We start from the raw sequence: 18,474 nt of genomic DNA on the forward strand, positions 1-18,474 counted from the left end.
ATCACGCCTCTACTTTCTATTTAGAAATCTACATCGATATCTTCTTGAATGGTTCCGGTCACTTTTTCACCTTTAATTAATTGACCTTCTTTAAATGTTTCTTCTCCCTGATTTTTAACGGGTTTCAGCTGCTTATAGGAAGGAGCTGACGCAGAGCCAAGCTCTTTTTTAAGCAAATGAATTTCGCCTAACAGCTCCGTTCTCAATGAATGAACTAACGATTGAAAATCTTCTTCCCGGCCGTCTTTCTGCCCGCTTTGTTCCACAAGCTTCGCTACATAATCCTGAAGTTGATTTGCCTGCGAGGACTCATACTCCTCACGATTTGCAGCAAGACGCGAATTCATTTCTTTTTTTAGTAAGTCAATTTCGCCCAACAGCTCTTTTCGAAGTGAATGAACGAGCGTCTCGACTTCATCTTTTTTGTTCATTTTTTGCAAGTCTTGCTGTATGAGTCTTACTATATAGTCCTGGAGCTCGTTTGCCTGCTGTTTTTCTTTCAGAAATGAAGACACTTTTGACGGAATGTCAGCAGTTTCGATTGTTAAATTTGCATGTTCATCTCTATTACTTACGGTCTTTTCCCTTGCTCCCATCATATCTGCTGATAGATTGCCAGCTGTCAAAAACGCATTTGATAGTAAGTAAAATGGTGCAGCCATTTGGGAGCTTAGCTGACCGTACCAATCATCTAGCGCTTCCTTAAGGCGAGTGTGTTGATGACTCATATATGCTCCCCCTTTTTAAGCATGAACCGCTGCGTTTGTTTCATGTCTGCTTAAAATTTCAAGACCGTATAAGTTTAATTTGCGAGTCTCCGGCAAGAAAAGATGATTTTCTTCTCTGATTTCTTCCCCGTACATGTTATCAATCTGCTCTGCAATAAACTGTTGAAGGATAGGAGCCAGTCCTCCAATATAAATATATTTATAGACTTTATCTTTTGGCGATGGAAATAGATTTTCAACTTTCGTTAATAAAATTTGCGTGTATTCTCTAAGCGAAGCGTGAATAGGCTCCGTGAGATCTACTTTTTTCCCGCTATTGCCGTCTCTTTGCTCCATTTTTGCTTTATGAATATTGGCAATAATAAACTCTTCTAATGAACGAACATCATCAAAATACTCAAGCAGCTTTTCATTTCTTAGCTTTTCAATATGCTTCAAATATGAAATATCCGTAAGACACTTCAATGAGTTTCTGCTTTTAGGAGCTTGAAGTCCTGCAGGAAGCAGCGCCAGGTCAACCGTGCCTCCGCCCAAATCTACAATTAGCGTTTCAAAATGTTTGAATGCATTTGCTTCTTCTCTATCTTGTAATTCAAAATCTTTTTTGATCGCCCAGCGAGCCACTTCACTTTCAATACGGCATTTGCTCGTTTCAATGTTCACAGTGAGCGTTTTTTCTAATCCAGGAGTCAATACCGTAACCGTGTGCTCTCCTTGAAAACGTTCGGCCATCTTCTGCTGCATTTCACTGAATTTATTTGTTTTCTTAAGCAGCCAAATCGGAAGCATAGTCGAGAAATAATTAATCGTCACATGATTATCTTCTTTGTCTTTTCCTTTAAGTATGTTGTAATAAGCAACTGAAGCTAAAAACATCACATAAGGAATATCAGATTCAGTTTTATTATGTAACTTATTAATATGGATATTGCCTAGCACGTGTTTCTCTGCTGCGTCTCCTACTAAATAATACTTTTCTACTCCTTCGATTGTTGTAGAAATCAGTAAATTTTGAAGAAGTAATTCCGGTTCATTTACACTTGAAGGAAAATGACCCTCTGCCTGATCTTTTGTGATTTCTACTACGTTTGTAGGAATTTCATAGTAATAACCATCCACTAGCGTTTGAAAAATTGAGTTACCAAAATCAACGTTTTGACGTTTGATATCCATCCTTGTTTCTCCCCTTTATCTTTTCGTGACAACACTAATAAGTATATATTTTCCTCATTTGTTTGTCTAAGTATTTAAATAATTTATGTTATTCTAAATTGACAATTAATTAATTTTAGACGGCTACTGTAATTGAAAAGCACTTGAAATGCTTCTTTTTACCAGTACCCATTTTTACAAGGAATATAACATGTGACGCTGTGACTTCCTCTTAAATTTTTCGTAATATAAGCCTTTCTTTTATTTTTTAGAGACACGAGAAAACTAAGAGATGGAAACATAATTAAATCAACCCAATCGAAAGACGAACAAATGAGATAAATGAGTTGGACTGCTTTTTACACCGCTGGTCATTTCCGTGCAGGACTTCGCTTTCCGCGGGCGGCCGATGAGCCTCCTCGTCGCTTATGCTCCTGCGGGGTCTCACCTGTTCCGCTTTTCCCGCAGGAGTCTTCGTCTTGCCCTCCAATCACAAGCTAGAAGCAGTTACATACATGAAACCTACGTTCACCATAACAACAAAAAACCCAAATCATCAATTAGATTAACGGTTTGGGTTTAACTTCAACTAACATACTTTGTCTAAGCCTCTTCCTTTTTTTATTCATTGAAAAGGCCATTTGTTTGGTTTTCTTTGCGGATTTTCTGGCAGTTTGCTAAAGCCTATTTCTTCAAGGCCTTTTTCTAACGTCGCTCTTGTTTTGATTGTTCCAAAATCAACGCCTAAATCCACAACGGTTTGCGCGATTTCCGGACGTATTCCGGTAATCATCGTTTTAGTGCCGATAAGCTGTAAGGCTTTTACAATTTGAAAAATATTGTCCGCTACCATCGTATCGACGATAAGAACACCTGAAATATCAAATATTAAATAACTCAGCTGCAGCTGAGCGCTTTTTTCTAAAGCCGTTTCCATAATAAGCTGCGAACGATGCGTATCAATTTGTCCAACGATGGGCATCACAGCAATTCCTTCAGAAAGAGGAACGATGGGAACTGATAATTCTTCTAGCGCTGCATAAGCGCGTTTTATGGTTTCCGTATTATGTTCTTCATAGATTTCAACAAATATATGATTAAGCTCATCAAGCATCGGATCAATTTTCTTACTTACATCAAGCATCGTAATAGGAGCAAACTGCTTCTGCTGCAGTTCTTCTGTAAAAACGCCCCATATCACTGTTCGAAACAGCGCGAGTGATTTTAACGTTTGACTCAAAGAAAGTCCGTTTTCCACAGCCACTTTTCCTATATCTGTACCCCATTGAACGATTTTTTTTAAAACGATCGAGTGCTCTTCGAATAACGACTCGCCTAAATACTCAATGAGTTCCGCTCTCCATTTTAAAACTTCGCTTTCTTCGTGGTAAACCAGCTTCCGCTTATATTCAGAGTCCATCAGATCAGAAAATTGTATCGCTAATTCCTGTTTATTATCGATAATTTTCTTCCCTATATATAACAACTCATCCCTCATTTTTTTCTTTATCTCCTTTAGTTAGCAGAATTAACGATTACATTTTATAACAATAGTTATATCACATACAATATAAAAATATAACCGAAATAAAAAATTGTTAAGCCCTCCCTATTTACTTTTATCCCTACTCTTCTAATCGGTATACCTACCATAAAATGATTGAAATTTCAGCGTTTGGGTAAAAAACTACTATGAATTTATTTCTATACTTATAAGGAGGCTTTTTCCATGAGCAAACATAAAGGAACCGTTAAATCTTTCAACGAATCAAAAGGGTCTGGATTTATCACACCCGAGGACGGATCAAAAGAAGTGTTCGTTCACTCCAATACGATTGACCGTGAGGAATATAAAAACCTGGCAGAAGGACAGAAAGTAGAGTTTGAAATCCAAGAAGGAGCTAAAGGACCCAGCGCTATAAAAGTACACCCTGTTGATTGATAGAGTGACATTTACATACAGGTTATGGGTAGACTGTCGAATCAAATACTTTTCGAACCAAAAAACACCTCTTCGACTTTTGTTCGAAAAAGGTGTTTTTTTATATGATGCAACTAAGTCTACATTCAAAGTTAGTTACTATTAGCTATTAAAAACAGTTCTAAAGTTGTCAGACAAGTATCCAAACATTTCCTCTATGAGTGAATATAATATAGAGTACTGCAAAGAAAGGGTGATTATTATAAAAAAGTATTATTTCAATTACAATGATAAAGATGACAAATATTATGTGGAAAAATCTTATCCTTATAAGAATAAGAAGAAAGCTCACGATAATTTAAAAGAGCAGCAACAAGAAGATGCCTCTGAGGAAGCACGCGGCTGGGCTTATGGGCGTGAAGAAGACAGCTCTGAAGAATCACAAGTTTGGATTTATGGAGGCGATGGAGATTTCTATGAGGAATCACATGATTTGGCTTCTAGATATAAAGAAGATAAAGGCAAAAAAGGAAGCACGCGGGAATCAGCATTTAGAGCGCTCAATTTAACGATGTCTCAAAATGTTCCTGCAAATACGTTTGTAAAAGCAGTTTTCCCAACTGAACAATTTGATTTAGCAAATGAATATAACCCGATTACTTCTACTTTCCGCCCCAAAAAAGATGGCGTATATTCCATCATTGCTACAATTGGATTCTCTCCTAACGACCAGATGCTAGATTATAGAACTCGTATAGAAATACGTGTAAATGGGACAACCGCTATCGCTATCGATAACGATTTCTTTGGCGGGAACACACCGTTTGTTAATGCGGTATCCGTGTCTACTATTTACAATTTAGAAGCTGGAGATCGCGTTGAAGTTTTTGTTCAGAGCAGCATAGCTGGTACAATCGTCACATCCGAAGATGGCTCACATTTTGAAGCAGCGAGATTTCCTTCTCCAACAAATAACTAACACTAGCTTTTAGACAAAAGCATCAATCCCCTCTTTTTAGATCGCTTCATTTTTCTAAAGGAGGGGATTGATATGAACATTAGTGGTCTAAAGGTCCGCAGAAACTTGTTAAGCGTTCGTATGTACATAATTTTTTAGTAGATTTATAGCATTAATCCAGTGTATAAAATCATGTACTTCTATGTAGTCTGCTGCCTCACTCACGCTTGCTTCGCTAACTTTTCCGTTACGCTGCCAAGCTCTTCAACTAACCCGCTTAAAAATTCCGCCGTCTGGTCAATGATCTGCAGCGATTGCAGCTGACGCACGGAAGCAGAAGAAATGTTGCTGCTGCTTGCAGCCGATTGGTTGGCAAAAGCGGTCATATCGCTGACGGCATGGAGCACCTGCGTAGATCCGGCTGCTATTTGCTGTGCGGAAGCAGCCGTTTGCTGAATTTGTTCGTGAACGTACGCAGATGCGTCGGCGATTCCATTAAAAACATTTTCCGCTTCGTTGGCTAGTAAAATACCGTTTTTTACATCGGCTGTTCCTGATTGAATGAAAGCTACGGCTTGAGAAGTTTCTTGCTGAATATGCTGAATGAGCCTTGCTACTTGTTCGGCTGACTGATTGGATTGTTCGGCAAGTTTGCGAACTTCCGATGCTACGACCGCAAACCCTTTCCCATGTTCGCCTGCGCGCGCTGCTTCAATTGCAGCATTTAGCGCCAGTAGATTTGTTTGTGCAGCAATGCCTGAAATCACACTCATAATATCGTTGATTTCCGCAGAACGTTCTTTTAACTGATGAATAACGCTAGCTGCATGCTGAACAGAAGAATCGATTCTATGAATTTGCTGAATTGCTTCTTGAATTTTTTCTTTTCCCTGCACGGCTTCATTTGCTGTTTGATCAGAAGCTTCGCTGACTGCCGCTGAGGCCTCGGCTATTTTGGTTACGCCTTGCGTCATCTCTTTTAGAAACTCGCTGCTTTTTTGAGCCATTATTACCTGCTGGTCCGCTCCTGCCGCTAGCTCTTGCATTGAAGCAGACGTATGATGACTAGCCGTTTGTGATTCTTCTAAATTCCCCTTTAAGTCAGCAACCGTTTGTCTTACCTGCCCATTCGTTTCATGCAGTTTTTTCATCATGTCATAAATGATATGCTTCTTTTGTTCATTTTCCCGCTGAAGCTGTTCTGTGTATGTTTTCTTTGAAGTAATTTGCCAAGCGGTTGCCCCTGATGTAAAAAGCAGATAAGCAGCGTGAAGGCAAAGCATCGAAAAAGAATAAGAAGACGTTCCGAAAATAACCGGCGTAAAAAATGGCACGAAAAATCCAGCTAGATGCTCGATGACAAAAATACCCGTCATTAACAATAGCAGCTTTACATTTTCATAGTAGGAAAGTATAGCTATCACCATAAAAATTGAAAAATGATACTCGACCATCCCTCCTCCGCCTACAACCGTGCTAATACTTGAAAACGTCAGCGTTAGCGTCACAAACGCAGGTACTAGGTCATGTTTTTTAACGTACAGCACAAGCACCACACCAAGAAAAAGAATAGGAAGCATCAAAAAGATCAATGACACTTCGCCTGGCGTTGAATGATGTTCCATGGACATGCCGGACATGCCCATCGGCCAAATACGATGAATGATATGTATGAGCAGAGAAAGTATCACTGCTCCGCTTGATAAAACAACCATTAATTTATGTTTATTCATATTTATCCCTTTCTATATTAGACAATACTTTCTTTATCTATAGAATCGGCTGCAGATTGGTTTTTTTTATAGAAATTCACGTTATTTTTCCCCTGTCGTTTTCCTTCGTACAGCGCTTGATCCGCCTGTTTTAACAGCTCTTGAAACGATTCTCCGTTTTCTGGATAATAAGCGGCTCCAATGGTCGATGTAGCTGCAAAGATGCAGGATTCAATACTCCATTCTTTTTGAAGCTCTCGGTGAATTCGTTCCATAATTTGCTGTATTTCCTCGCGCCTTTCAATCTGCCGAAGCAAGATAACAAATTCATCGCCTCCAAGGCGATATACTTCGTCACATGCGCGAATGCAAGACGTTAAACGATGCGCGTACTGAATTAAAAATGCATCGCCAATATCATGACCAAATTGATCGTTCACTTCTTTAAAATTATCACAGTCTAAAAACAGCAGACCAAACCTTTCTTTTTGCTCGATCGCAGCCTGCACTTGTTTTTGCAGCATCATTCGATTCGGCACCCCCGTCAAACTGTCATGAAATGCCTTAAACTTCAGCTGATTTTCTAGGTTTTTTTGCGCAGTAATATCGGTTTGAATCAGCACGTAGCTTGAGATTCGGTGATGAATATCTGTCAGCGGAACAATGGTCTTATGGCTCCAGACGATGACGCCTTCTTTTGTTATGCTTTTGACTTGCCCTCTCCAAACCTTTCCTTGTCCAATACTTTCAAGAACCCGAAGGTCATAGCTTACATCGAATAACTCATATGATTGTCCAATTAGCTCTTCTTTTTCATAGCCAAATATCGTACAGAACATATCATTAACATACCTAATCGTTCCATATGGATCAAGGATGCTTACGATAGCGGACTCATCAAGGGCATACTTCATGTTTGCTAAATCTTTCACCGTGTTTTCCAACTTTATTTCAGCTGTCTTTTCCTTTGTCACGTCCTGAGCAATCAAGTAAATACCAATCCATTCATTTTCCACTATGATGGGCACGTTTGTAACATATAAATAAATCTTTCCTTTTTCTTTGTGCCACGCTTGGATTTCTTTGCTGTAGCTTTGGTCGTATATGATGTGATGAAAAGGCAAAGCACGGGCATCGATCTTCAATTCTTCTAGAAGCTGCCTATAAGAACTGTTGATGATCTCCTGCGCATCGTAGCCGAACATTTGCTCACAGGCAGGATTTGCTTGAACGATTTTACCGCTTAAATCCATCATACATATGGCGTTTTCATGGTTCATAAAAAGCGACTTATACTGCTCCATGCTTTGGGCTAATTCTTTTTTTAACTTCTGGATATTTTTACTCATCACTAATAGGTGCGTACTATTGTCGGCATCATCAAAAATTGGGGTAAGCGTTGTTTCAAACGCTTCAGCTTCATCTGAGAAGGTATTTATGTCATGGTAGGTAACTGGCTTTTTTGTTTCCATCGCTTTCATATAGTAAGGGTAAAAGGAGCGATACGCCCGCTCAGAGAGTACGCTTTCTAGCCGCATGCCCGCTTCTCCTTGGCACCGTACAAGCTTAGCAGCCGCTTTATTCATTTTTTTATAATAAAGATGTTGGTTCTTTACTTCCGCTAAAAAAACCAGCTCATTCATTTGATCAAAATAAAATTCAAACATATGATCTTTCAACATGGTAGGATGCATCTCCTTCGTTTTTTCACAGATGAACGCCCCCTGTACTTTACACTTCTGTATGAAATATACACTAGATCTTTTCACACACAAACACAACTTTAAATGTACAAACAGTAGTTCTTTTGTATCATTACCTACCCTCCTTCACAAGAAGGGTAAACATGATGAACAAAAATAAAAGAGATTGAGGCATGGCTAAATCCATCCAATCTAAAAACGAACGAATGGAATAAAGCAGCTAGTATAAATCACTTGTTCCAACGCTGTTAATTTTTCTGTGGGCGGCCGAGGAGCCTTGCCCTCCATTCAGCACTTAGAAGTCGCTGCATACATGAAACCTACCTTCATCAAAACAATAAAAAATCCGAACGCGTTTGACTCTTGATAGAGAATCAAACACGTTCGGATCTTCCTTCAACTAAGCTACTGTTGTTCTAGCCTCTTTTTTAAAAATCACTTAATTCCGTAATATTCTTCAAGCGTAATTCCTTTACTCTTAATCGCCTGCGCCACTGGTTTGCCTACATAGCGCAAATGCCACGGCTCATATTTATAGCCGGTTACCGCATCTTTCCCTTTTGGATAACGAATAATAAATCCATATTCTGCTGCGTGGGCATCGAGCCAAGCTGCTTCTTTTGTTCCGCCAAAGCAGTCTTGAGCAGCACATGTGCCGTCTCCTTTTGTTACATCAATTCCAAGACCCGTTTCATGTTCACTCGTGCCTGGCAATGCGCTGTAAGTTGCCGCTTTATCGTAACCGTCTCTTTGAACATACGAGCTAAAAAGCGCGCTTTGCGTTGCATGTGAACGGTAAGCCGATACGCCAAGAAGCGTAACGCCTTGTTTTTTCGCACCCGCAAACAACTGTGCAATAGCAGCGGCTGCTTCACTTCGCATTTTTTTCTTTTCCGTTTGTTCTTTGAATGTAAATGGAATCGTTGTATATACTAAATCTTTCGGAACGTAGTTTTCCGGAAGCTTGTTTTGTTTATTCACAACAACTTGGATGCTTTCAGGGTTCGAGACCACTTTCATGCCAGCTAATGCTCGTACGTATTGACCGCTTACATAGCCAACTTTACCTTGATACGTAATTTTCAGCCAGCCGTTTGCTGCTTTAGCCGTTACGTCTATCTGTGTACCGGCTTTAAGTGTTGCGATGACAGCACCAGAAGTTGAAGCAGTTGTTCGAACATTTAAATTCGCCGTTGCCACATAGACAGAAGCCTCTGGAGCTGGAGCCGGTTCAGAAGAACCCGTTGATTCTTTTACGTACTGCGTGCTCACGTAACCCGTTTTGCCTTGATAGCTTACTTTTAGCCAGCCGTTCGCTGCTTGGGTTGTCGACGTTAGCTGGGTGCCTTGTTTGACCGTTACAACAATCGCGTTGGACGTCGATGGGCCGCTTCGAATATTTAAATTTGCTGTTGTTACATAGGTTTTGGTTGTTGAACTCGCTGATTTTTTAACATACTCACTGCTTACGTAGCCTGTTTTGCCTTGATAGCTTACTTTCAGCCAGCCGCTTGCTGCTTGTCCAACTACCGTTAGCTGGGTGCCTTGTTTGACCGTTGCAATAATCGCGTTTGACGTCGATGGACCGCTTCGAATATTTAAATTCGCCGTTGTTGTATATGTTTCCGACGCTGCGCTTGCGACAGTTGGCTCACCCGTAAAATGTAAAGAATGAAGACCTAGAGTTCCTGCCCCTACAAGTGTAAAAGCAAGACCTGTTACCGCTAATTTTTTGTAAAATTTTTGTTTGTTCACTTCTGTCATTTTTTATACCTCATTTGCAAAATATAATAGAAATATATGCTGCTAGTTTAATAGGTTAAGTGAAAACAGGATCCGATGTTTAAGCTCAACCTTAACTAAACAACATTAAGTAAAATTATTCGACGTCTAGAGGCTTATCATTACTTCGTTCCAGCTAGCACGTACTTTTAGAATACCGGATAATCGTGTCAAAAGTATATCAAAATATTTCAAACTTGTTTCCAAACTGATACATTTTCAACAAAAATAGAATAATAGAGCAGAAACAGCAAAAAAACCCTTACGTTTACTCCCAACTGCTTAGGGTAAAAAACAACTAAAAACAAAGATTGAGATGGTGATAAAATGAACACGGCAACGGATTTTTCCTCAACTGCGTTTCGAGAACCTCACACATTAAAACAGCATATTTTTGATACGCTTCATTTCTACTATCCCGCTTGTATTGACAACAAAAACGGCGGGTATATCCATGAATACTACGACGACGGTACCGTCAACAACACGCATTCAAAGCACTTGGTAAGTACGGCGCGCTTTATTTATATCTTTAGTGTAGGGGCTCTTTTAGACGGACCGGATTGGTGCAAAGAAGCAGCTCAGCACGGCATTCGTTTTCTACAAAACAACCATTATGATAGAGAGCACGGCGGATATTTTTTTGAAATAGCCGATGACGGAGAAGTAAAAGATGATTCTAAACAAGCATATGGCCACGCTTTTGCTCTTTTAGCTTCTTCCGTCGCATATCAAGCCGGCATTTCAGAAGCAAAAGAAACAATTGAAGAGGTATATGACGTGATGGAAAAGTACTTTTGGGAAGACGCGCACGGCTTTTACCGAGACGAATGGGACGCATCGTGGTCGGCTTCTTCTTTATATCGCGGCCAAAATGCAAATATGCATATGTGTGAAGCGATGCTTTCTGCCTTTGAAGCAACCAGAGATAAAAAATACTTAGACCGAGCGTACACGCTTGCAAAAGGCGTTACGCAGCAGCTTGCTGAACGATCCGGCGGCATGGTTTGGGAGCACTATGATACAGACTGGCAGCCGGATTGGGACTACAATAAAAACAATACAAAAGATGAATTTCGTCCGTACGGCTTTATACCAGGACATCAGTTTGAATGGAGCAAGCTGCTTTTATGGCTTGATCGGCACCGTTCGGAAAACTGGATGACAGAACGTGCAAAAGATTTGTTTGATAAGGGCTGGAACCGAGGCTGGGATGCTAAGTACGGAGGTCTTTACTTTGCGCTATCTCCTCAAGAAGAAGTCATTGACCGGGATAAAAACTACTGGGTGATGGCCGAAGCCATTTCTGCGGCTTCACTGCTCGGGGTCAAAACCGGAGACAGCGGATATTGGAAAGCATACGACGCCCTGTTCTACTACTGTCAGAAACACTTTATCGATCACACATATGGAGGCTGGTATCAGCTGTTAAATCAGCAAAACGAACGCTACAGTTCGAAAAAAAGCCCGGCTCCTAAAGCCGATTATCACCCTGTGGCAGCTTGCTATCAAACGCTAATCGCACTGAATTCTCTTTGAGATAATGATCATGAAGAAACCGTTTTCTTCCAAATGCGTTTATTTCTTTTATTTAAGGGAATTTACTTACTAACAATCAATGTTTCTACATTTCAGAAAAAGCTAGACTATATATATGCAAGGAGTGAGGACGATGTATTTTTACGCGTTAGCACAAGGAACAGATTCTGGAGATCCAGTAACACTGCACCATGAGAAGCAATTTTCGAAAAAAGAATTTTTAGAAATGTTTAATGAAGCATTAGATGAGTTGGATACGCATCCATCTCCAAGCGCTGTCGGTGAATACCTTTGCCGTGCGTACGGATTTCAAGAAATTGAAATCGAGACGGGTGTTGTATGCTACTGCGCTCCTTTTAGAAAGCTAGACGACTCAGATATTATAGAAGACCGTACGTACATGGACGCCACGACCGGAACACTAAAATACAACTAATCAAAAAGAAAGGTTGGATGCGTGTGAAGACCGTACAGAACATCTATCGAACGAGTGAAGCTGTACCAGAATCGGGCGCTTACGTTTGTGCAGAAGGTGAAATTAAACTCTTTCAAAAAGATGATCTTTTTACACCTTGCCCGCACACACGTGAATCAACAACGTGGAAGCCTGTAGATGACGCCTTTTCAACCGGAGAATTGGTTCCGCAAACCGGTCGCTATACCGACGAAAACGGCAATCAAGTAAAGCTAAAAGAAAACGATTTATTTCCAAGATGCCTTCGTTCAGGTGAGCCCACGACGTGGAGGCGAGGATAAAAAACAACAAAGAGGCTGGGACAAAAATATTTTAGCCCAAGTGAAAAACGAACCATTAATCAACATGTTTGATGAGTGGTTCGTTTTTTTGTGATGGTGAATATAGTTTGATCTGATTTGTTCCTTCTAGCAGTTGATTGGAGGGCAAGGCGAAGATTCCTGCGGGAAAAGCGGAACAGATGAGACCCCGCAGGAGCGCAAGCGACGAGGAGGCTCAGCGGCCGCCCGCGGAAAGCGAAGCCTTGCACGGAGATCAACTGCGGTGTCATAAGCAGTCCAGCTCATGTATCTCATTTGTTCGTCTTTAAGTTGGATTCATTTAGTTATGTCTCAACCTCTTTTATTAAACCTTATTTAAAAAATGAATTCTTTTTTCTTCCTTTTAACAGATCGCCCGTCCACCCTTTCATTCGTAAATAGAGATAAATGGCCACGGTCGAAAGGACAATTAAAATGAGTGCATAGATATAGCCAAACTTCAAATCAAGCTCCGGCATCCCTTTAAAGTTCATTCCCCAAAGAGCTCCAAAAGCCGTTAAAGGCGTACTGATTGCTGTGAGCAGCGTTAAAGCTTTCATAATCTCATTTCCTCGATGAGTAGACACAACTTCTTCTAATTTAATTAACGCGTCAAATTCTTTTTGATATTGTTCAATCAGCGTTAAGCCAATTTCAATTTTTTTACACATTCGCTGATATTCAATTGTTTGGTTAATTTTTTTATGAAACGCTTCTTCTATTCCCATGGTGACTTCTCGAACAGAACTGATTAAATTTGTCCATATAAGCAGGTCATACCGCGCTTTGTGAATTTCATCTAATACGTCGATGTTATTATTATGGCGCACTTCCCACAGAAGCTCTCTGAAATGACTTTCAAACTGATCAAACCCATTTAAGTGTTTTTTTATAATTTCGCCTAAAAGAATAAAAAAACTTTCCGCCGTGTTAGCAGACTGCTTCATGCGTTCAATCATTCGTTCATGATTGGTGTTCTCTAGGATTTTTAAATCGATTCCTGCCGTTATAATAAACTCCTCGGTAATATAAAAATGAAACGAATCGTAATTTTTTTGATCAAACGACTCCTTATGATAAATCAGTGAACCATAAATGAGCTCACTTTCTCCTATTACATCTACTTGAATATGATTAGAATTTTTCTTTTGAAGCTGCTGACAAAACCATTCATCTCTTGGATACTGATAGTCTTTGATTATATCAGCTATTCCGTCTGCTTCTTCTAAATCAAACTGATACCATTTCCACTGATCGCTCGTCACGGTATTCATACTTTCCCTCTTTCCCCTTTTATTAGAATTTTTCCCTATATACAATCATTTAAAACCTAACATGCAAAATAAACATACATTTCATATCCATCTTTATTAAAAAGGTGCTATAATAAATACGTTGCGCACCTGCGCATGCTTTATCAGTTTGAGAGGAGAATAACAGTGAAGAAAGATATCGCTTTACGTTCTTATCTGCTAGAAAGTGCACCAACTATGACGGAAGAATGGTATGAATCTTTGGACAAAAAATCTTCTGAAGGCGTATATACCTCTAATGACCCTGACGTCATTCAACGCTTAAAAGCGCAAAACTATGAATTTCATTTATATATTAGCAACGTCTTTATAGAAGATGAAAAAAGCTTTTTTGAATCTTTTAACACGTGGCTAAATAAAGTTGCCAAAGACCAACAGCATCTCAGAACCCCCATTCAAAGTATTATTAAAGAATTTATGAACGTCCGCAAACAATACTGTGAGTATATTCGCCGATTTGCAGAACTTCATGATGACATCACTCAGCAGCATATCGATATGTGGAATGAAAAAGTAGTACGGGTATTTGATATTATTATTTTGAAATTCATCACCGAAGCGCAGGAATATGCATCAAACCGCCTCCGCTCTCAGCAGGAAATGATTCATGAATTAAGTTCACCTGTTATTGTGATTAAAAAAGACGTTGCTCTTTTACCGTTAGTCGGCGATATTGATACGGCAAGAGCCAGAATGATCCTAGAAAGCACGTTAAAACAGTGTGCAGAAAAACAAATCGCTCATTTGTATATTGATTTGTCAGGAGTTGTGATGATCGATACAATGGTCGCGCACGAGCTGTTTCAGCTGATAAATGCGCTTGATTTAATCGGCGTTAAATCGATTTTATCGGGCATTCGTCCTGAATTAGCCACTACTGCGATGCAGCTTGGTTTAAATTTTGAGCATATACGAATTAAATCGAACCTTGCTCAGGCATTAGAAGATGATTCAAAAATTGTAATTGCTTCTAGCACTCATTAATATAGGAAAACAAACAAAAAACAGCCCGAGAAGGCTGTTTTTTATTTTCTATGATGAATGTTTTCAGAACCTGATTCATCTTTCGTTTTCGTTTTATTTTTCTCTTCTTTTTGTTCAAGTCTTATGTCTTCCAACGGCATAGGATCGACCGTTTCTTCTTCTTTAAAACGTTCAAACAACGTTTCGTCTTGATCTGTTACACGCTGTTCCGTTTCATCTCTTTTTTTTGGTGTATTTGAAATAGATCTTTTCTGGCGTTCGCCCATCTTTTTCTCCTCCTTTATATAGGTGAAGCAATTATGTGTTCATGAAATCTCCGCCGTTGACATGAAGCGTTTGCCCCGTCATATAAGATGAATCATTTGAAGCTAGCAGCACATAGCAGCCTACGTGCTCCACAGGATGCCCAGGTCTGCCCATCGGCGTATCTGTACCGAATTCTCCTACTTTATCACCTGAGAAAGTAGACGGGATAAGCGGTGTCCAGATCGGGCCCGGCGCTACGGCGTTAACGCGAATGCCATCTTTGACAAGCGCTTGCGCCATACTGCGCGTAAAGCCGTTGATTGCACCTTTTGTCGCCGTATAATCAATCAGCTGAGGATTTCCGCGGTAAGGATTAATTGACGTTGTATTAATAATCGCACTGCCTTTCCCTAAATAATCAAGCGCTTTTTTCGTAAAATAAAAGTATGAATAAAAGTTCGTTTTGAACGTTCGTTCAAGCTGTTCACTCGTAATTTCTTTAATGCTTTCTTTTGGATGCTGCTCTCCTGCATTGTTCACAAGGATATCAAGCTTTCCAAGCTCACTTACTGTTTTTTCTACCGCTTCGTTACAGAATGATTCGTCTCCTACGTCTCCTGCAATCAGCAGGCATCTTACACCTTCTTCTTCAATGCGGGCTTTTGTTTCCTCAGCGTCGCTATGTTCGTTTAAGTAAACGATGGCTACGTCCGCTCCTTCTTTCGCATAAGCAATGGATACAGCTCGTCCAATTCCGCTGTCTCCCCCGGTAACCAGCGCTACTTTTCCTTTTAATTTTCCTGTACCAATGTAATTGTCATCCTCGTAAATAGGGAGAGGATTCATCTCACTTTCGATACCTGGCTGGCGGTCTTGCGTTTGCTCGGGCTGGCCTTGTGTTTGTTGATCTTGTAAATTCATTTTAATCTCCTCCTATTTTTGATGGAACTTTTTAGTATAGTCTAGGTTTAGCCTTCTGTTTTGAAGTTCAAACATCTTTTTTTAAAAATTTATGATGTTTCTATTCTCTTTTACTATCTTAGAAAATTCATAGAAAACAAGTTTAAAGTTGGAAACAAAGGCTACAAAATGAGTAGAAGATGCATTTCAGAAATATCTTTTATCAGGAGGTTTAGTTCGTGTATGAAACACATTCAAGTAGCAGAAAACCAAGAGGAGGCAGTCTGCGTCATCCGTTCTTTTTTAAAGAAAGGATTTACAAGCAAAGATATTTATCTGCTGGCCTATGATAAAGAATGGGCTCAGCATTTAACGGAGGCAACACATACAAAAAAGTACAGAATGGCAGAGCAAGGTATGTTTGAAACGGCGGTAAATAAACTTCTTTCAAGAGAAGATGAGCTTCTTTCAAAGATGGCTTCGCTCGGCTTATCTAACCGCGAGGCAAACCGGTATATAGAAGAGATGAAACAAGGTCATATCGTGGTTATTGGCGCACAGAGTCAATCCATTCCCTACTAAAATAGCGGAAACGTTTTTTATCAGCTTATAAGGGTATTTAGTAAAATAAACCATTTCCATCAAGAAAGGAAGTTATGACAATGTTAAATTATTTAGGTATTCATATAGGCTCTCTTTACTTTCCTACAAGTATTTTGCTTATTACACTTCTTGTATTAGCAGGATTTTTTATTTATTTCTTTTCTAGAAAAAGAAAAAATCGACAGCAGTCACGTGATCATAATGAAAAAGCGTGAAGCCAAGCTCCACGCTTTTTTATTATTTACGGGATTCTTTTTGCAAAGGCGATTTTTCAATGGAACGCGTAAACCGGTAAACATCAAGCTCTTGTCCTACCTCTGAAGGCAAATACCCAAACGTGGTGAAGCTGTCCACTGATTCCGGCTCAAGCGATAGAGACAATAAATTGTTTTGCGGCTGAGATGTTAAAAAGACGTAGCTTCCTTTTGGGAACGTCACCGTTTTTGGCTTGACGATTGTTTGCACGTCTACATTTGGTTTGTTTTCGTAGGCTTCATTTTCAATACGGCTGCTGACCGAATACGCTTCTACTGAAAGAGCCGTTTCTTTCGTTAACTTGAAACCTTTTACTCCTTGTCCCTGCAGTTTTGCTGCTAACTCTTCATGTCCTGGCTTTAAAATGTAAGCAGTCGGACGTTCGCGGACCAGCGTCGGCGTTGCCGCTTTGGCACTATAGTACGTCACAGGAATTTCTTTAACAGACGCGCTTTCCACATCAACCATTTCTAACGTAGAGTTTGGTATTTTTTTATTTTCACTGTTCACAACAATTGGATCACGGTCACTTGCATTTTTTCCTTTTTTGACAAGCGCCGCTTTTTCTTTGGCAATCAGCGCTTTAATTTGTTTAGCATGAGCGGCTGTTTGCGTAATGAGCTTCTCTTGTGTAGCAATTTGGGCACTCACTCGCCGCGGAAAATCTTCTCGGCCAATACCGATTCCTCTGCTTTCGACTAAAAACGAAAATGATGGATACAAGCCTAGTGAGTTTCGGCCGATTCGCGGTTCAACTGACCCTTCTTCTACTTCAAGCTGCCCTTGTTTATTCACTTGAGACGTATAGTATACTTCTCCTGAATATCCTTGCTTTTCAATAGCTGTAAGCGTACTGTTTACAAACAGCTCATCAGATACGTCTCGAATGCGCTGCGGAATATTTAAGTTTCGACCGGACTGCAGTAAAATGTCGTGATACTTCCACACGCCTTCTTTACCGATATTTTTCAATCCGCTGCTGTAAGGCGTATATTCATGAGCATCAATGACGACTTCTGGTGAAAAACGGTTAAATTCAGCTCGTACGCTCTGCACTTCCGGGCTTTCAAGCTTTATGTAGTCGCGGTTTCCATCTAAATTATTTGCTAGCTGCCGCTTGAATGCATAAGATCCGTCTGGATTAATGCGCGGCACAATCACGATGTTCACTTTATTTAGCACATCTTTTCCAAAGTCTTCTGTCAAACGCGTTGCAATGGCGAGTACGGATTCACCGCTTGCCGGTTCATTACCATGAATTTGACTTTGAAGCCAAATCGTTGGCTTTTTGGATGTTTTTCCATCCGCAAACTTCTTTTCCTTTGAAAAATACAGAGCCGGAATGTCTCGCCCTTGCTGTGACTTTCCGATAATCTTAAGCTTTACGTAAGGACTTTTATGAACAAGTTTTTGGACATAGCTCATCATTTCTTCTTGAGTCGTAAATGCGTCTTGTCCTTTCATAAATGCCGGCGTTGCTTCATTCACCTTTGTTTCCGGATAAAGCGCTTTAATTTTTTCCGGCTGGCTATAGTCTTTTCCGTAATAAGGCATCTCAGCTTGTACCGCAAGCGGCGACAGCAATAATCCAATCGACAAAAGAGCCGGCACGGCCGTTCGTTTTACAGTTTTTTTCATTCATTTACTCCTCCTCATCCCCTTGGTTAGACATTTTAAATATTTTAAATATTTAAAATGTTACATAATTAATTATACCGTTTAAGGAAATAACTTCAAGATAAGGGAACTGAACCTTTTTGACTATTTTAATATAGGAGACGAGTGCGGTTTTATAACAAAGAGATTAGGACATAGCAAAACCAACTCAATATGAAGACGACCAATCAAGGTAAATGACCTAAACCGTTTTTCCCGCAGGAGCCTTCCCCTTCAATCAACAGCTA

Annotated in this window: 20 protein-coding genes; 9 read left to right on the forward strand and 11 right to left on the reverse strand. The window is 40.0% G+C overall.

The window, feature by feature from the left end; translation table 11 throughout:
* Positions 1-20 precede the first annotated feature (20 nt).
* The 4 genes from LJC66_RS18215 to LJC66_RS18225 form a co-directional block, all read right to left on the reverse strand.
* On the reverse strand, positions 21-728 hold the full coding sequence (locus LJC66_RS18215) for a hypothetical protein (RefSeq protein WP_230933194.1): 708 nt from the start codon (positions 726-728) through the stop codon (positions 21-23).
* A gap of 15 nt (positions 729-743) precedes the next feature.
* Positions 744-1,901 carry a ParM/StbA family protein gene (locus LJC66_RS18220; RefSeq protein ID WP_098432418.1) on the reverse strand — a complete coding sequence of 386 codons (1,158 nt, stop codon included), beginning with the start codon at positions 1,899-1,901 and terminating at the stop codon, positions 744-746.
* Between the two features lie 350 nt (positions 1,902-2,251).
* Positions 2,252-2,374 (reverse strand): hypothetical protein, encoded by a 123-nt coding sequence (locus tag LJC66_RS27835; protein ID WP_269067754.1) that lies wholly within the window; start codon positions 2,372-2,374, stop codon positions 2,252-2,254.
* A 131-nt stretch (positions 2,375-2,505) separates the two neighbouring features.
* Positions 2,506-3,378: an STAS domain-containing protein gene (locus tag LJC66_RS18225; RefSeq protein WP_230933195.1), complete on the reverse strand. Its 873-nt coding sequence runs from the start codon at positions 3,376-3,378 to the stop codon at positions 2,506-2,508.
* A gap of 231 nt (positions 3,379-3,609) precedes the next feature.
* Here LJC66_RS18225 and LJC66_RS18230 point away from each other — a divergent pair, with 231 nt between their 5' ends.
* Positions 3,610-3,822: a cold-shock protein gene (locus LJC66_RS18230; RefSeq protein WP_195696323.1), complete on the forward strand. Its 213-nt coding sequence runs from the start codon at positions 3,610-3,612 to the stop codon at positions 3,820-3,822.
* A 472-nt stretch (positions 3,823-4,294) separates the two neighbouring features.
* Entirely contained in the window at positions 4,295-4,780 is a 486-nt protein-coding gene (locus LJC66_RS27975; RefSeq protein WP_308201969.1) for a hypothetical protein, read from the forward strand.
* A gap of 200 nt (positions 4,781-4,980) precedes the next feature.
* On the opposite strand, the gene LJC66_RS18240 is transcribed toward LJC66_RS27975, so the two are convergent.
* The 3 genes from LJC66_RS18240 to LJC66_RS18250 form a co-directional block, all read right to left on the reverse strand.
* Positions 4,981-6,492: a methyl-accepting chemotaxis protein gene (locus tag LJC66_RS18240; RefSeq protein ID WP_230933196.1), complete on the reverse strand. Its 1,512-nt coding sequence runs from the start codon at positions 6,490-6,492 to the stop codon at positions 4,981-4,983.
* A 17-nt stretch (positions 6,493-6,509) separates the two neighbouring features.
* Complete coding sequence (locus LJC66_RS18245; RefSeq protein WP_230933197.1) at positions 6,510-8,153, reverse strand: sensor domain-containing diguanylate cyclase; 1,644 nt, start codon at positions 8,151-8,153, stop codon at positions 6,510-6,512.
* Positions 8,154-8,609: 456 nt separating this feature from the next.
* Positions 8,610-9,938: an SH3 domain-containing protein gene (locus LJC66_RS18250; RefSeq protein ID WP_230933198.1), complete on the reverse strand. Its 1,329-nt coding sequence runs from the start codon at positions 9,936-9,938 to the stop codon at positions 8,610-8,612.
* 345 nt (positions 9,939-10,283) lie between these two features.
* Here LJC66_RS18250 and LJC66_RS18255 point away from each other — a divergent pair, with 345 nt between their 5' ends.
* From LJC66_RS18255 to LJC66_RS18270, 4 genes are all read left to right on the forward strand, one after another.
* A complete protein-coding gene (locus LJC66_RS18255; protein WP_230933199.1) occupies positions 10,284-11,495 on the forward strand; it encodes an AGE family epimerase/isomerase in 1,212 nt (403 codons plus the stop codon).
* Between the two features lie 133 nt (positions 11,496-11,628).
* Positions 11,629-11,931, forward strand: a complete 303-nt coding sequence (locus tag LJC66_RS18260; protein ID WP_028409496.1) for a hypothetical protein — start codon at positions 11,629-11,631, stop codon at positions 11,929-11,931.
* Positions 11,932-11,948: 17 nt separating this feature from the next.
* Positions 11,949-12,251 (forward strand): hypothetical protein, encoded by a 303-nt coding sequence (locus LJC66_RS18265; RefSeq protein WP_155660409.1) that lies wholly within the window; start codon positions 11,949-11,951, stop codon positions 12,249-12,251.
* Between the two features lie 133 nt (positions 12,252-12,384).
* The gene (locus LJC66_RS18270; RefSeq protein ID WP_230933200.1) at positions 12,385-12,522 is read left to right on the forward strand and encodes a hypothetical protein; all 138 of its coding nucleotides are present in this window, start codon (positions 12,385-12,387) and stop codon (positions 12,520-12,522) included.
* A 79-nt stretch (positions 12,523-12,601) separates the two neighbouring features.
* Here the strand turns inward: LJC66_RS18270 and LJC66_RS18275 are convergent, their stop codons facing one another.
* Positions 12,602-13,543: a magnesium transporter CorA family protein gene (locus tag LJC66_RS18275; RefSeq protein ID WP_230933201.1), complete on the reverse strand. Its 942-nt coding sequence runs from the start codon at positions 13,541-13,543 to the stop codon at positions 12,602-12,604.
* A gap of 165 nt (positions 13,544-13,708) precedes the next feature.
* Here LJC66_RS18275 and LJC66_RS18280 point away from each other — a divergent pair, with 165 nt between their 5' ends.
* A complete protein-coding gene (locus LJC66_RS18280; RefSeq protein ID WP_230933202.1) occupies positions 13,709-14,566 on the forward strand; it encodes an STAS domain-containing protein in 858 nt (285 codons plus the stop codon).
* Positions 14,567-14,607: 41 nt separating this feature from the next.
* On the opposite strand, the gene LJC66_RS18285 is transcribed toward LJC66_RS18280, so the two are convergent.
* Positions 14,608-14,832, reverse strand: coding sequence for a hypothetical protein (locus LJC66_RS18285; protein ID WP_028409498.1), 225 nt, complete (start codon positions 14,830-14,832; stop codon positions 14,608-14,610).
* A 31-nt stretch (positions 14,833-14,863) separates the two neighbouring features.
* Positions 14,864-15,733, reverse strand: coding sequence for an SDR family oxidoreductase (locus tag LJC66_RS18290; RefSeq protein WP_176343685.1), 870 nt, complete (start codon positions 15,731-15,733; stop codon positions 14,864-14,866).
* A gap of 222 nt (positions 15,734-15,955) precedes the next feature.
* Here LJC66_RS18290 and LJC66_RS18295 point away from each other — a divergent pair, with 222 nt between their 5' ends.
* Positions 15,956-16,294, forward strand: coding sequence for a YflT domain-containing protein (locus LJC66_RS18295; protein WP_195696314.1), 339 nt, complete (start codon positions 15,956-15,958; stop codon positions 16,292-16,294).
* An 80-nt stretch (positions 16,295-16,374) separates the two neighbouring features.
* On the forward strand, positions 16,375-16,530 hold the full coding sequence (locus tag LJC66_RS18300) for a hypothetical protein (protein WP_165592309.1): 156 nt from the start codon (positions 16,375-16,377) through the stop codon (positions 16,528-16,530).
* A 22-nt stretch (positions 16,531-16,552) separates the two neighbouring features.
* Here the strand turns inward: LJC66_RS18300 and LJC66_RS18305 are convergent, their stop codons facing one another.
* Positions 16,553-18,208 (reverse strand): M14 family metallopeptidase, encoded by a 1,656-nt coding sequence (locus tag LJC66_RS18305; RefSeq protein ID WP_230933203.1) that lies wholly within the window; start codon positions 18,206-18,208, stop codon positions 16,553-16,555.
* Positions 18,209-18,474: the final 266 nt, after the last annotated feature.

This window comes from Priestia sp. TSO9 (assembly GCF_021029645.1).
Lineage (GTDB): Bacteria > Bacillota > Bacilli > Bacillales > Bacillaceae_H > Priestia > Priestia megaterium_E.

Excerpts from the sequence above, each read along its gene's own strand:
- LJC66_RS18300 (WP_165592309.1), top strand. The coding sequence starts at position 16,375 with ATGTTAAATTATTTAGGTATTCATATAGGCTCTCTTTACTTTCCTACA.
- LJC66_RS18255 (WP_230933199.1), top strand. The coding sequence starts at position 10,284 with ATGAACACGGCAACGGATTTTTCCTCAACTGCGTTTCGAGAACCTCAC.
- LJC66_RS18220 (WP_098432418.1), bottom strand. The coding sequence starts at position 1,901 with ATGGATATCAAACGTCAAAACGTTGATTTTGGTAACTCAATTTTTCAA.
- LJC66_RS18295 (WP_195696314.1), top strand. The coding sequence starts at position 15,956 with ATGAAACACATTCAAGTAGCAGAAAACCAAGAGGAGGCAGTCTGCGTC.
- LJC66_RS18285 (WP_028409498.1), bottom strand. The coding sequence starts at position 14,832 with ATGGGCGAACGCCAGAAAAGATCTATTTCAAATACACCAAAAAAAAGA.
- LJC66_RS18275 (WP_230933201.1), bottom strand. The coding sequence starts at position 13,543 with ATGAATACCGTGACGAGCGATCAGTGGAAATGGTATCAGTTTGATTTA.
- LJC66_RS18250 (WP_230933198.1), bottom strand. The coding sequence starts at position 9,938 with ATGACAGAAGTGAACAAACAAAAATTTTACAAAAAATTAGCGGTAACA.
- LJC66_RS18215 (WP_230933194.1), bottom strand. The coding sequence starts at position 728 with ATGAGTCATCAACACACTCGCCTTAAGGAAGCGCTAGATGATTGGTAC.
- LJC66_RS18290 (WP_176343685.1), bottom strand. The coding sequence starts at position 15,733 with ATGAATTTACAAGATCAACAAACACAAGGCCAGCCCGAGCAAACGCAA.
- LJC66_RS18245 (WP_230933197.1), bottom strand. The coding sequence starts at position 8,153 with ATGTTGAAAGATCATATGTTTGAATTTTATTTTGATCAAATGAATGAG.
- LJC66_RS18265 (WP_155660409.1), top strand. The coding sequence starts at position 11,949 with ATGCGTGTGAAGACCGTACAGAACATCTATCGAACGAGTGAAGCTGTA.
- LJC66_RS18230 (WP_195696323.1), top strand. The coding sequence starts at position 3,610 with ATGAGCAAACATAAAGGAACCGTTAAATCTTTCAACGAATCAAAAGGG.
- LJC66_RS18240 (WP_230933196.1), bottom strand. The coding sequence starts at position 6,492 with ATGAATAAACATAAATTAATGGTTGTTTTATCAAGCGGAGCAGTGATA.
- LJC66_RS18260 (WP_028409496.1), top strand. The coding sequence starts at position 11,629 with ATGTATTTTTACGCGTTAGCACAAGGAACAGATTCTGGAGATCCAGTA.
- LJC66_RS18305 (WP_230933203.1), bottom strand. The coding sequence starts at position 18,208 with ATGAAAAAAACTGTAAAACGAACGGCCGTGCCGGCTCTTTTGTCGATT.
- LJC66_RS18225 (WP_230933195.1), bottom strand. The coding sequence starts at position 3,378 with ATGAGGGATGAGTTGTTATATATAGGGAAGAAAATTATCGATAATAAA.